Source organism: Ktedonobacter racemifer DSM 44963, from assembly GCF_000178855.1.
Taxonomy (GTDB): domain Bacteria; phylum Chloroflexota; class Ktedonobacteria; order Ktedonobacterales; family Ktedonobacteraceae; genus Ktedonobacter; species Ktedonobacter racemifer.
Genome location: NZ_ADVG01000004.1, coordinates 2,524,812 through 2,538,335, shown reverse-complemented (window position 1 = coordinate 2,538,335; position 13,524 = coordinate 2,524,812). Strand labels below are relative to the sequence as shown.

At 52.5% G+C, this 13,524-nt stretch carries 11 protein-coding genes and 1 pseudogene; 8 read left to right on the top strand and 4 right to left on the bottom strand.

Annotation, left to right across the window (positions count from 1 at the left end):
• Window positions 1–113 precede the first annotated feature (113 nt).
• A complete protein-coding gene (locus tag KRAC_RS53020; RefSeq protein WP_007921365.1) occupies window positions 114–854 on the bottom strand; it encodes an SAM-dependent methyltransferase in 741 nt (246 codons plus the stop codon).
• 537 nt (window positions 855–1,391) lie between these two features.
• Between KRAC_RS53020 and KRAC_RS53015 the strand changes: the two genes are divergently transcribed.
• The 5 genes from KRAC_RS53015 (at window position 1,392) to KRAC_RS52990 (ending at window position 5,594) form a co-directional block, all read left to right on the top strand.
• Complete coding sequence (locus tag KRAC_RS53015) at window positions 1,392–1,730, top strand: hypothetical protein (RefSeq protein WP_157508111.1); 339 nt, start codon at window positions 1,392–1,394, stop codon at window positions 1,728–1,730.
• 150 nt (window positions 1,731–1,880) lie between these two features.
• Window positions 1,881–2,336, top strand: a complete 456-nt coding sequence (locus KRAC_RS53010) for a hypothetical protein (RefSeq protein ID WP_007921361.1) — start codon at window positions 1,881–1,883, stop codon at window positions 2,334–2,336.
• 574 nt (window positions 2,337–2,910) lie between these two features.
• Window positions 2,911–3,819, top strand: a complete 909-nt coding sequence (locus tag KRAC_RS64350) for a GNAT family N-acetyltransferase (RefSeq protein ID WP_052569316.1) — start codon at window positions 2,911–2,913, stop codon at window positions 3,817–3,819.
• Window positions 3,820–4,117: 298 nt separating this feature from the next.
• Window positions 4,118–4,387, top strand: coding sequence for a hypothetical protein (locus KRAC_RS52995; RefSeq protein WP_007921359.1), 270 nt, complete (start codon window positions 4,118–4,120; stop codon window positions 4,385–4,387).
• A 220-nt stretch (window positions 4,388–4,607) separates the two neighbouring features.
• Entirely contained in the window at window positions 4,608–5,594 is a 987-nt protein-coding gene (locus tag KRAC_RS52990; protein WP_007921358.1) for a hypothetical protein, read from the top strand.
• Window positions 5,595–5,986: 392 nt separating this feature from the next.
• Here the strand turns inward: KRAC_RS52990 and KRAC_RS52985 are convergent, their stop codons facing one another.
• Both KRAC_RS52985 and KRAC_RS52975 read right to left on the bottom strand, forming a co-directional pair.
• Window positions 5,987–6,331, bottom strand: a complete 345-nt coding sequence (locus KRAC_RS52985; RefSeq protein ID WP_007921357.1) for a hypothetical protein — start codon at window positions 6,329–6,331, stop codon at window positions 5,987–5,989.
• 1,534 nt (window positions 6,332–7,865) lie between these two features.
• Window positions 7,866–8,378 (bottom strand): DUF3592 domain-containing protein, encoded by a 513-nt coding sequence (locus KRAC_RS52975; RefSeq protein ID WP_211221501.1) that lies wholly within the window; start codon window positions 8,376–8,378, stop codon window positions 7,866–7,868.
• Between the two features lie 146 nt (window positions 8,379–8,524).
• Here KRAC_RS52975 and KRAC_RS52970 point away from each other — a divergent pair, with 146 nt between their 5' ends.
• From KRAC_RS52970 to KRAC_RS69910, 3 genes and pseudogenes are all read left to right on the top strand, one after another.
• A complete protein-coding gene (locus tag KRAC_RS52970; protein WP_052569315.1) occupies window positions 8,525–9,511 on the top strand; it encodes an MFS transporter in 987 nt (328 codons plus the stop codon).
• 20 nt (window positions 9,512–9,531) lie between these two features.
• Window positions 9,532–9,780 (top strand): hypothetical protein, encoded by a 249-nt coding sequence (locus tag KRAC_RS73135; protein ID WP_157508109.1) that lies wholly within the window; start codon window positions 9,532–9,534, stop codon window positions 9,778–9,780.
• A gap of 261 nt (window positions 9,781–10,041) precedes the next feature.
• A pseudogene (locus KRAC_RS69910) lies at window positions 10,042–10,587 on the top strand (IS701 family transposase); the annotation flags it as partial.
• A gap of 318 nt (window positions 10,588–10,905) precedes the next feature.
• Here the strand turns inward: KRAC_RS69910 and KRAC_RS52960 are convergent.
• Window positions 10,906–12,795, bottom strand: coding sequence for a reverse transcriptase/maturase family protein (locus tag KRAC_RS52960; RefSeq protein ID WP_007921348.1), 1,890 nt, complete (start codon window positions 12,793–12,795; stop codon window positions 10,906–10,908).
• Between the last annotated feature and the right edge of the window lie 729 nt (window positions 12,796–13,524).

The following is a 13,524-nucleotide window of genomic DNA, read 5'->3' as shown; positions in this document are numbered from 1 at the left end:
ACTCTCAAGCCCTTTCTCTCTTGAGCACAGGGCAGAGGGCTGCACACCTAGAAGCCTCATCGGTTGATCAACCGATGAGGCTTCTGATCGTTTTCCGCTTGAGTTATGAGCAGCTATTTTTGAAACAGATACAATCCAAACCCTAACGTATCTCGTCCCCAATGTAGAGAGATATCGCGCCAAGCACGTCTCCGTGCGAGCAGGGCTGGCACATCTGGATCATCGGGATGCTGCTGGGCATAGCGTTCCATTGTTCGTAAATGGGACCATTCATACCGATCCCACTCGTCATCGCTACATACCAAGGCATACAGAGGGATAAGGCCGAGCGTGACGCCAGCAGCAACATTTTCCGCATGGGTCATTAGCTCCTCGCGAGACGCCCCTATCGCAGCAAGGTACTCGGGGGCTGGCTCTTGTTTCCAATACCCATCTCCCACGAATACTTGTCCACCTGGACGAACATATTGGGACAGGCGCTCAAGCGTTCCTTTGAAGCCACCATAAATCTCCGATGCTCCCAGACAGATAGCAAGATCGAATGTCTCGGGAGCTGCGCGGCAGAGGGATGCATCGCATTCTTGCAGTTCCAGCTTCCCTTGAGGAAGGCGCGCCGCAGCTTGCTCACGTGCTTCCTGAAAGAAAGGAGAAGAGAAATCAAGTCCGAGGGCCGTGACCTGATAACGCTCGACAAGACGAATGAGCAATTCGGCCTTGCCTGTTCCGATATCGAGCACTCGAGCCTCTGGGGTGAGTTGCAGAAGGGTGATGAATTCCTCCATTTTTTCCACGCTAAAGGGATTACAATATCGTGAGCCTTGATGAGAAATGGCAGAGTACTTATGTGGATCCACAGATATTCCTCTCAAAAGGTGAGGATACTCACCGATGTTCTTCTCCGATCCACTTTTGCTGTGAAACGCACGCCAACACAAGCGTGCGACACTGCATTGGAGTGGAGAATGGGATGTCAATGAGATGGAAAGAGACAACGTTTCACCCGCATCTCGACAGCACTTCTCCAGGCCATCTCGAAAAGTTACACTCCTGCTCCTGAAGAAGGCATCATGGTATCAAGATGTAGATGAGGAAAATCATTCATACAGTCCAATTCTCCTTTCTTGCTCTCTAACAATCAACTCTTGGCCACAAGCTGTTGCGTTTCTTCCGCCCAGGTGGCTGCGCCAGTATAACACGGTCATATCTTTTCGGCAAGAAATTTTGCTTTTCTTGCCTCCTGGGGCTCGTGCTGTTTGAGAAATACCGCACTTTTTTCTCTCTTAGACTTCTGTATTACCGTCCGCTCCTCGCGCTATTCCAGAGAAAAATGCGGCCCTAGTTTTTTTGCTCTCCTCTCTGGCGTCGTATTTGCGAGCTTACAGCCAGGCGCAGTGTCGTGGGCGATCCTGGTCTATCCGCTCGCGACGATGTTCCTCACGCAGTATTGCGGCCACAATGAGCACATCATAGACCGCATCAAAGACTACTTGTACCAGATGGAGAAAACACATCAATACGAGGGCTATGAGCACTATAACACGATGGTCTCCAAAAGATCAGGGGCGCATCTCTCAGCACTGGCGGGGGCTATCCTGAGCACGCAGGCCCTGGCTACCATCGTTGGCGCGGTGCGCCTTGTTCTTGATCATCAGATAGTTATCTGCGTGCTTGCGGTGGTTATCGAAACCTCTCTTATTCTTGTCACAGCCAACCATTTACGTGACCGATAAGGTCATAAAGGACACACACTCTGGGACTCTTCAACAAGAAAACGATAGAGCTTATAGTATGGAGAGGGACAATCACCCCCTCATGGCTTGCCAAAATTGAGGACGCCGAAGCCAGACGTCTTTCAGCTTAGCAGAAAAGGAGCTTGAGACATGAGCACACCTGCCTGTATTGCTCTCACACACCAGACATCCGTTCATTTTGTATATCTCTCTCAGGATGGCTACCCAGCCTATGCTGGCCAGATCCTGCTCCAGCACTACAATACGCTGGAACACGTTGAACAGCTCCTTACGGGAGGCAACCTCTATCGCCTTGAGCCAGTTCTGGGAGATGCACATGACTTCTTTGAGGCCCAAAATGATGCGGAGATGAGGCAGAAAACCCAAACATGGTGCCAGTTTAAGCTACGGGACTACGATCGCCGCTGGAGCCAGCCCACAGATGAGCAGGCGCAGGAACTCGGGAGTCTGCTGCTGCTGCTGAACCAACAGCAGCAGACTCCCTGGACCTATGTGTTTCGCGCAGGCCAATGGTACCTCTACTCTTCTCGCTCTCGAGAAGAGACCCTCCTCCAAGAAGCACTCAACAATCACAAGGAACAGTAGGCCTTTGGGTATTAACAGGCCGGAATACCACGCTAAGCGCTTAGCGTGGTATTCCGGCCTGTTAATACCCAAAGGCCGTCTTCAACGTTCTTGAAAGAATTGAGAAGGAAAAACATCGTTTACCCCAAATAGCCAGTCTATGACAACACAACCTTGACGATTCGTTTTCCTGTATGGTACATTGTTCTAGCGCTTCCAGTGGAAGCGTCAGAAGCTTTTCGTCTTCAGATTTTACGAAAAAAGGGGTTTGTAATGGCATTCAGAACCACTAGGCCGGGCAATTGCAGCATTCTGTGCGAACTCTGCGCAGTCGCCCAGGGCCGGATTCTGCCCTTTTTCAGGAAGAATCTGAGGAAAAGCACAGTATTTATAAGATAGCAAACAGCTTTGATCCTCACACCACAGGCTATGGGCGAGCAAAAATCGACGTCCATGGCCTTATTGTTTCCTTCTTTCATCCCTTCCCAGTTTGAGAAGAATTGAGCAATGATCATGTGCGTCGCGTGGAGCTCACCCCTGACCGTGTTGTGCTCATTCGTTTGCTCAGTTTGTTCTAAAAAGGAAGGTTCCAAATATGACCATCACCCGCCATTCCTTTCGAGGCGAAGGGGACATGCTCAAAGTGTTTGACCTTGTGAGCTCGTTTCCCCTGGTCAGCCGCCACACACTTGATCTGCCCTGGCGTCTCAGTGCTCCAGTTATCAACGAGGGACACGACGGCTCCTTCTGGATAGATACCAACGGAAGGGTTGTTGGCTTCGCCGCCTGGCAATACTACTGGGCAGCACTCGATTTCTTTATCCTGCCTGGTCCCACAAAGCAGGAGGTCGAAGCAGAAATCTTTGCCTGGGCTGAAGGACGTATGCGTGAATGCGACGTAGAACGCGGTTATCCACTCCCCTACTGGGTGGAGTTCCGCGACGATGATGCCGAGCGCCTTCAATTGGTAAAGGCTCATGGCTTTGTGCTTGAAGACAACGATAGCTACACTCTCTTTCAACATGCTCTGGACGACCTTGCTCCGGTCCCTGAGCTATCAGAAGGCTTCGTGCTCCGTCCCCTCATGGGCGAGCAAGAGGTTGCTGACTACGCCGAGCTTCATCGTTTAGCCTTCGAGAGTGCTTCGATGACATCAGAATGGCGCGCACGCTCGTTGTGTACTCCGCAGTATCGATCCGACCTGGATCTCGTGATTTGTGCCCCTGATGGATTACTGGCCGCTTTCTGTGTGGGCTGGTATGACCCAGGCCGTCATGTGGCGCAGATCGAACCAATCGGTGTCCATCCACGCTTCCGTCGGCACGGCCTTGCTCGCACCTTGTTGTTGACAATGTTGCACCGATTCAAATTGTATGGAGCCACCAGCGCATTTATCGAGCCTTTTTCTGCTAATATGCCTATCCATCGTGCCAGTGAAGCAGTGGGTTTCCAACGGGTACATACTATCCACCGCCTGGGAAAATGGGTAAATCAGCCTGTTTAAGGCGATACATGCCACTGTGCTTCTCCCATTGAGAGATGAGGAGTCATAATCGACCCATCATGTTGGTGTGGCTCCTTATGGGCCCTTGAGTATTAACGGACCGGAATACCACGCTAAGCGCTTAGCGTGGTATTCCGGTCCGTTAATACTCAAGGGCCCAGTAGCCTGCTAATACCTGAGAAGAAAGCCGGGAAGCTCCCTCTCAGCAACTACTTCCTGGCACGCTGCTCCTGAACAGATATGGCATACGAAGAGAAGGCATCCCCTCGCGCCAATTTCCAAGAAGAAGGATAGTATCATGATCATGGAACAGGAGTCGTTTCTCCCATCGCGGACACCATCAGCCACTCCAAGCAATGCACACTCTACCACACTCCCCGAGGGCGCCACCTACCCGCCTCCACATCGTGCGTGTTTCGTTTGCCAGCAACGCGCCTGGATCTGGGCTGGAGATCGCTCTATCTGCGGATCCGGCGCGCCACAACACCAGGAGCGTGAGACCTGGTCCTGGGCCAACAGTTCCTCAGCGAAGGCCTCCTCTCTTATGCCTGTCCATAGGCACCAATAGAGCATGTAACATTTGTGGCTCCTCTTTCGAGGCTCACTGACCCCTCTTCTCGTCTCATAGTGAAGAGCCAGTTTTGACAGTGGTAGATTACTGATCACTTTTCAAATTATGAAGTAGTTCATTTTTCGCGGATGCCCGCAAGGGATATACTCTTATCTGCTCGTTTGATTGTTCGATGTAGCATTCGTATTTCTGTTATTTCATTTAGAGGGGATCAAAAGTGTCACAAGAATCTACAAACATCTGCCCTCATTGCCAGGCCACTCATCCTCCAGGTCAATCCCACTGTGTGCGCTGTGGTGCTGCAATCGCCACAAAGAGTGTCCCCCCGACGGTGCTTGCCGCAGGCTCGTCGCCGCAGTATAACGCGCTCCCACCGACCGTACAGGCTTCTGCTCCGAATGCCTCGTTAACGCCACTGCCGCCCACACCCGCGAGCAACCCGTATAATAGCGGTGCCGCCTATAATCCCTATGGAAATGCAGGCACACTACCCCCATCGTCAAACGCATACGGCCAGCCGCCGTACGCTCCGCCTCCGCAGGTTCCATATGGACAGCCAATGATGGCACCAGTCGTGGCGCAGCCGCGGAAACAATCAGGAGGCGCCATCGCGGCAATTATCATACTCGCCGTGCTGCTCGTTCTCACATGTGGCTTTAGCGGAATCTATATTGCTGTCCAGAATAACAAAACTGCAACTATGAATCAGGACGCCACAGCGACAGCAGACGATGCCACAGCAACAGCAGGCGATGCCACAGCAACAGCATACTCAGTGCAACTCACACCTACGCCATATCCATCCTATACTGAAAGCCAATCACCTTCGGGGGCTACCTTCTCCGAGGCCGCGCAGCAGGTGATTCCTACCGCGCAACTGGCAAATGAGATTGATGGTCAGCAACGACCAGTCACGCTGCAATCGAAGTTCCAGAGCGGCCAGACGGTCTATCTGTCCTACAAATGGACACAAGGAAACACTGGCTATGTCCAAACCCGCTGGTATGTCAATGGCGAAATGAAAGATAAAGCCATGTCCAAGTATATCAATGAATATGCCAATGGGTATGGATATTTCTCGGAGAGTTTTTCTACCTATGACGTCACCTTTCAAGGAACGGTAGAAGTTTTCTGGTGCCAGGATGCTGACTGCACGCATGGCGGACTCGCGTGGGCGCGCCCATTTAGCGTGACCGCCAGCTAACCAGGAGAGAATGCTTTCCATACATAAACGAGAAGAAACGCGCAAGCAAGCCTCAACCTGCCCGCGCGTTTCTTGTGCTCCACAACCAGCGCAAACCCACCTTCCGGCACACTACTTCTGGACAGTTATGGCATCCCCTGGCGCCAATTTCTAAGAAGAAGGATACGACCATGATCATGGAACAGGAGGCCTTTCTCCCATCGGCCACAACATCAGCCACTCCAAGCGATGCACAATCTTCAGCACACATCTTTCTCCCCGAGGAAGCAACCTACCCTCACCCAATCGCCCCTGTTTGGTTTGTCACCAGCGAGTCTGGACCAGGACTGGGAATCGCTCTATCTGCGGTTCCAGCGCGCCAGAACACCAGGAGTGCGAGAGCTGGCGCTGGGTCAACATTTCTTAAGAGAATACCTCTCCTCGGCCAGCGGATGCGTGGACAAAAGCAGCAGAGAGCCTGAGGTTGGATTGACCCAGCGCCAGGCGACTTCATCTTCTGCGTCTGCATCTTCTAAAATAAGCAAGTCCAGTTCCTTCTCTGGACCTACCACACTCGCCCATCCCATAATCTCGCAGAGCTGGCTTCCCTCTTCTATCACCACGTGCCCCTGCACATACAAATAGCAATGCGGCACATGAAATTGCCGCATGAAGGCCTCGACGGCAACCATAATCACGCCGGCGGCAAGGGGTAATCGCAGGCGCACTTGCTCTTGTCTTCGCTCCACCATAGCCATATCATACCAAAGGTTCCTTCACTCGTGAATGCGTTCACCCCGCTTCTCATCTGCATTCACTGCTCTATTCTCTCTCTCTCCTTTTTTCATCCACACGAAAATACCGTGCAGCGAGACAGTGCTTTACAGCTTCCATCTCATTTGGGGAACCTCCACACATGAACTTTGCTACACTACTCTCACAAGCATATATATACATCCTTCTTCCTGGCCTCGCCGGAGAAGAAGCTACAGACACCTGATCAGTTTGGGAGGATAAATGACCTCATGGGAATGTATCCATTCATCGCCGTACTTCTCGCACTTCCCGGTGCAATCGCAGCCATTCTCACGCTCATAGAGCGCTATATCAAGTGGAGGGCAAACTATGCCAAAAGAGAACGTTGATCCACACGCAGGGATCACAAAAGCTAGGCTCCTCGCCTGGCTGGCTAGATCGGCGAAGACGGCAGCAACCTGGACGCGACAGCGTGGCAAGGCACAACTTCGGTTGCCGAAGAGAGCTAGAGTGAGAGAAGACAGGAGGTCGCCGCCAAGCTTTGACCTGGGGACAGAGAGGCTAGCAGAATCTCTTCTCTTGCCTACGAGGGCAGCGCCAGGCGAAATATGACTGCAACACGAGGCAACGGTTGCTGCTATAAGAGATGCTGAGGCACCAACGGCTGCGGCTGCACGCAACTTCTCACAAAATCGATACGATATCGCGCGTTTTCCACAATCGCTTCCACCCTCCCCTCGATATCCTGGCAATAAAACAAACATCACGCGCAAAAGAGAACAGCCAGCAGCAGCAGCCGTAGCGGAGTGGAGCGAGGAAGGGAGAGACGAAAAGGCGAGGGGAAGCTGAGACGAGAAGGCAAAGCGAGGCTACTCCTCTTCACATCTCTCCCAACACTCGTTCGTTGTGAACAACTATAATAATTTTGCCCACAACATCCACACCCAAAAAGAACTCCCTCTGCCCTCTTCCGGAGGAGGAAACTCTACCTGCTTGAGGAAGCACACCAAGCCTCATTCTCCCAACACCCTCACACACAAAAAAGACCTGGAGCGCTCCAGGTCTTTTTTGTGTGTCCTGATCTGGCTCTCCTCGATGCCGAGCACCTTCACTCCACTCCATTTCAGGATGACTTCCGAACCTCAAAACGGGCACCACTGTCAGGCAGCCGTTAAGAGGGTCTGTCTTGTGCTCGAGAGGCTTGTTTGTCTGCTCCGCGTTGTTGATAGTTCGCTTTTCCCACGTTCGGAGATCCTTGCCGCGAACGTGGGCGGAGCACATACATGATCGCGATCATGACTGCTACTACTGGCAGCAGTATGGGCCAGTACGCGATGCCAAATCCACAAACGAAGGAAGTAAAGGCTTAGGAGAAGAAAAAGCGCTACAAAAACGATGGTACCTGCCAGAAAAAAGCCAGATCTCTGCTGTTGAAACATGCGTCTCCTCTCTTTTTTGTTCGATGGTTTTCTCTCTGGTACTACAATTCGCGTCCCGAAGGGTTGCGTCTGCGACGTATGACGTTTCAAACCTGTGTCAGAGCCAACCACGCCTAGAGTCGCGAATAAACGCGATGCCCAGAAACAGAGCGACGCCCACCAATGGCAACACAAGGAGGATTTGCAGGATATTGCCCCAGAACGGATCGCCGCCAGGCACAAACTGTACATGCGCTGGCTGCTGGGGATCATAGGCGATCTTTGGCTGATCTCCGATCTGCATCGGACAGGCAAGCATCTGGCTGACATCTACCTCGATGTCCTGTCCGTTAGCACGAAAGCTGATGCGCGCCGCGCAGGTCTCCGTATGTCTGCTGGAGGTATGCGTTTGTGAATCATCGGTATAATAGGTATGGGTAAAGGTGCGCAGGACCCTTGCCTGCGTGATCGGGTGTGTTTGCTGAAACTGCATGCCCACGATACTGGACTGGATGGTTATCAAGGCATAATAGATCACCCCTCCTACCACAGCAATGGGAAGAAAAATGTGCCAAATGATGTGCCAGATGTTGGCAAGCCATTCCAAAACAGTTTCCTTTCCTCGACGCACAGGCTCCTCGCTTTCTGCTCGCGCTCGCTTCTCTCTTATCTACGAGTATAGCATCTTTTACACGAATAGAATATGATGCGCTTCACTTTCTGCTGTTGAGAGACTCAACTGTATATGCGAGTCCACCAGCACATCTGGATGGGCGGGTGACACGGATCTCCTCCGGCCTCTTCGAGCACCTGAAGAGAACGCGCCAGTCTCCACGTCGGGACACCTTCCCGGCCAGGCACATGCTCGTCGTCGAGAGCTTCCGTGATTCCTTGCCAGAAAATGAGGCAAACAATCCCCTTGTGCTCGCCAGAAGCATGCTCCATGCTCCAGTCTCACGGCTGCGGATCGCGGCTGACCTTCGCGATCTGGTTCTCTCACGTCAACAAGAGCCTCCATCCAAAACTCACAACGACGACAGACACCCTCCGCCAGACGACCCATCACAAGCAGTGACCATACAATTGTCGGTCGCCACCGCAGGCATCGCCGCGGCGTTTGGGCCGGTGCTTGGTGGATTCCTGGTCGGTGCACTGAGCTGGCGCGGCATTTTTCTGATCAATGTGCCGATCGGTGTTCTAGGTTACGGCCTGACCCTGGCCTTTGTACCCCAGCCGCCGCGACTGGCTCCACAGGGACTCGACCCGCCAGCCCAGGCCCTTGCGATCCTGGGTCCAGGCATGCTCACGTTCGCTTTGATTGAAGAACCAGCGCTGGGCTGGATGCACCCACTCATCCTGCTCATGTTCTCGCTCTTCATCCTGGCTGCCGTGCTTTTCATCCTGCGCGAGAAACGTGCCGCATCTCCCATGTTGCCGCTCAACCTCTTTGCCTCGGCCACATTCTCAGCGAGCAATCTGGTTGGCCTGCTGCTCAATTTTGGCTTCTATGGCCAGTTCTTTGTGATCAATCTCTACTTCCCACACATCCAGGGCTACTCACCATTGCTCACTGGCCTGGCCTTGTTACCGGAAAGCTGCATGGTCTTTGCAGGCTCAATGCTTGCGGGCTGGATCACCGGGCGTACTGGCCCCCGCCTGCCAATGATGCTTGGGCTCGCTATCAGCGGCTTTGGTATGCTCGGCATGAGCCTGGCCCAAGTCAGCACTGCCTATCTGCTGCTCTGCCGGCCCTGCTTGCCATAGGCTTTGGCACGTCCTTTACCATGCCAGCGATGACCGCAGCAGTTATCGCAAGCGCGCCCGGTAAGCGGCCCGGCACCGCCTCAGGCGTTCTCAATGCCAGTCGCCAGATGGGCCAGGTTCTGGGCACAGCAGTTCTGGGTTCGCTAGTTGCGGACCAGCACACGTTTCTCTCTGGCATGCATAGCGCTCTGCTCATGGCTGGCACGGCCTTCCTGCTCGGCTGCTGCCTCTCGGCCAGGTTTATCAGGACCCAGGAGCTTCATCTGTAATCCCCAGAAGACATCAATACTTTCCTCGGCTCCACGAGGAAAGTCAACGCCCCACGCTGTCTGTCTAGAGCGCCAATCGTGCCATTTCTATGCATCATCACGATATGACGCTCTTGAGCCAAGGACCAATTTCTGGCCGCTTTTTCAACATTGTACAAAGTAGAGTTTATGACAAAAGGAAAAATCTTCTATGTCTCTTCCTTTTCCCACGATCAATGAATCTTATTTACCTGAAAACATAGGGCCACAGCTTTCCAGGAACTGGGCCAACGGATCAGACAGCATTTCGTGCGACAAGTACCTCATCACCGAGCACTGAGCTATCAGCGAGGCTTGATGAGTGACGTTTCACGGAAAAACGGGTGGCAACTGGCTGAAGAAGGAGGAGAAGCGACTCCCTACGCAATGCAACATCTTTTGGATCGGGCGAAATGGGATTGCGACTGAGTGCGAGATAAGCTGCGAACCTATGTCAGAGAAACACTTGCAGACCCCCATGGAGTGTTGGTGATCGATGAGACCGGATTTCTCAAAAAGGGGCGCAAATCCGTGGGAGTGCAACGACAATACAGCGGCACGGCGGGACGGATCGAAAACTGCCAGGTGGGCGTGTTTCTTTCCTACGCGAGTTCGCGTGGACACACGTTGCTGGATCGCGAATTGTATGTGCCCAAGAGTTGGACTGACGACCAGGAGCGTTGCCGAGAAGCTCATGTGCCTACTTCAGTAACGCTCGCCACCAAACCAGAACTGGCTGCGCAAATGCTCTGGCGTAATGTAGATGCTGGCCTCCCCGTTGCCTGGGTAATGAAGTAGGGCACCAGCGAGGTACTGCCGAAACAGCCCTTTTCTGTTGCCCCCTTCCCAAACTGTACAGGCCCGTTTCCGAGCATACAGCTTTCCAGAGGAAACAAATTCTCGCATGAGGAATAAGGAAGGACTTACGCATTTCACGGCCTTCTAACCCTACACAGTTCTGGCCTGCCCCTCCTGCCGCCCTTTGCCCTGCGACCGGATCTCCCGATCTCCCTGGTAGGTCGTCACTCCTACGACGTGAGGTAGGAGGCCAGGTCTTGATCACTCAAGAGCATCAACCTCCCCCTCCCGAACCGTACGTGCAGCTTGTCACCGCATACGGCTCTCACGGAATCTCCTACGTTGTACTGATTCGTACGGGTTGTATGCCAGATCAGAGAGACGTATTCCACTGTAGTCGCCTCGATGGATCTTCTGATGGCATTCTGAACAGACAGGGATCTGTTTTCGATTCATCAGTTGTAATATGGCGTTGATGCCGGCTGGTTTTTTCGCGCCAGTTTTCCGAATATGGCGGACATGGTGCATTTCTACTTGCTCAGAACTGCTACAAATACAGCATGGCATTCCCAATTTTGAGCGTGATCGCAATTTCATGCTCCATCGGAGCTGATCGACTGTCGCTTGGTTGATTTGAAAACCGTTCCGTTGCTTTTTCCAGTCGTTGTTGTTGTAGAATGCGACCTGACGATCTCGTTTCCCATCTTTTGCTTTGATGGTAACGGTAGGAGTTTTCCCAAAGCGCTTGAAAACTTGGCGCACTGAGCACTTGTATTTCGCTGCCAGCGTGTGAGCAAGTGAGAACTTGAGAATGTATTGGATACGTATCAGGTGTGAAAAGTTGTCCGCGAAGCGATAGTAGTTTTGTACTCCTCGATTGATGCCATTGTAGAGGGCGATGATTTGGTCTGCATCTAGATGTATCCATCCTAACTTGGTGGTGGGTTGTCCTAGTGCAGTGCAAAATCCTTTCGCATGGAGTTTCTTGATGAGCTCATCTCTGGGAGCCACCATAACTATTTCCCAGCCCGTTGAACGGCGTTTGACAGGCCGTACGGAACCGTTGTTGGTCGTGACGACTCGTTGAATTCCTTCTCTTCCAATGGCTAGTCGAGTTCCAAGGAAGTGGGCCTGTTCTTTGCGTGCATGCGTGATTTTTGTCTTTTCCGCGCTCAAGGTGAGCTTGAGGCGTTGACTCAGGAAGGTTTTCAGTTCTTCCTTGACTTGTTCTGCAAGCTTTCGAGGTCCGCAGATCCCAACCAGCCAATCGTCCGCATACCTCAGATATTTGAGGCGGATGAAGTTAGGGTCATCCACGTCTACTGCTGGCATATTTCGGATTTGTCGTACTAATTCGCGGAATTCTTTTGTGCGTGTTGCTCCTTTCTTGACAAGGCGGAGTTTTTGTTCTGACAGTTTGTGGTAGAGGGGGTTTCGTCGTTTCCGTTTCCCGCCTCTCTCTACCTGTTTGCACATTTCTTCGACTTTTTCATCCAGTTCATGCAAGTACACGTTTGCAAGGATTGGGCTTGCCAGGCCGCCTTGCGGGGTTCCTGCCAGACTATCGTGTCTCGCTTCTCGTAGGTCTAAGTATCCTGCCCGCAGGAGCTTCCATATGAGATTGAGAAAGCGCTCGTCTCGAATCTTCTTGCGAAGGAGGCTCACTAACACGCCGTGGTCGATCGCGTCGAAGCAGGATTGAATATCTCCCTCCAAAAACCAGTTGATGGCCGGCCATTTCCCGCGAATCTCCCGTAGCGCTGTGTGACAACTGCGGTTCGGGCGGAAGCCGTGGCTGGTTTCGTGAAAGTATGGTCCCTTTGGGCTATCATAGATGCATTCGAGAATGGTGCGGATCACCTCTTGCACGATTTTATCGCGCGTGGAGGGGATTCCTAACTTTCTCTTCTTTCCGTTGGGTTTTGGCAGATAGACCGTTCGGACCGGTTTGAACTGAAATCGTTCCGTTCGCATCTCCTCGATGATGTGTTGGATCATGCACATGGAGATGCCGTCGATGGTTTTTCCATCCGTTCCTGGGGTCATATTCCCTGGGGCTGATTTAATCCTTTCGTAGGCCAGAACGTACAAATCTTCTTTGTACATCAGGCGATAGAGGTTCGAGTTGATCCAGTTCCTGTCTGTATTCAGTTGTCGTAGGCGCTCAAGTCTCTGTAAGGTCTTGTGTGACTCGTCCAAGTCAACCTCCTTAGAATTAAGCAGATTCCCTAGAGTCCTTCCTTCTCAACAAAAACTTTTGATGAGATAGTACTATGACTCCTCCGTGACCTTGGCCTTCACAGGCTGTAGGCCATCCCCAAGTTGCTCTAGAAGCCTCGCTTCGTGTTTTAGGTGTCCCGTCCGTCGTTTCCCGCTCCTTGCGGGCTGGTCTCGATGGGAGCTTTGCAGGGAAATATGAGCTTTCTCTACAACATCGAGCGCAGGCGATCATACCGTATCCTGCGGGCTGCCACTTTTCCCCCACGACTAGGTTTCAAACAATCCGGTCTTCACCACGCACGACCTCGCTGACTGACCTCTGGTTCGCGGTACTCGAACTTCACCAGCCTTGCTCACATCATGCTACTGTCCCCTCTCACCTTTCGGAGGAAGGTATCCCTGAACTCATTGTGAGCGCAGGTAAGATGCTGCTTTAATCACCATGCTCCAGTGATGCCTTTTCCAAGGCAGAGACTTCTATGCCACATGGGCGCAATCATATGGCGGCTCTGTCACCATCTGGCTCGCACCAGGAAGGTGATCCCGTGGTACGTCGTTGTGATACGTGCTAGCTCGCTTTAGGGTCTCCACTTATCCCTTGAAAGACCTCGTTGGTCCCCGTTCACGCTCAGAGAAGTCCTCCGGCCTCCGGTTTATACCAGAGGAGAACGTGTCATCGGTTTCAAGCGTTCTTCCGATGGGTGGGCA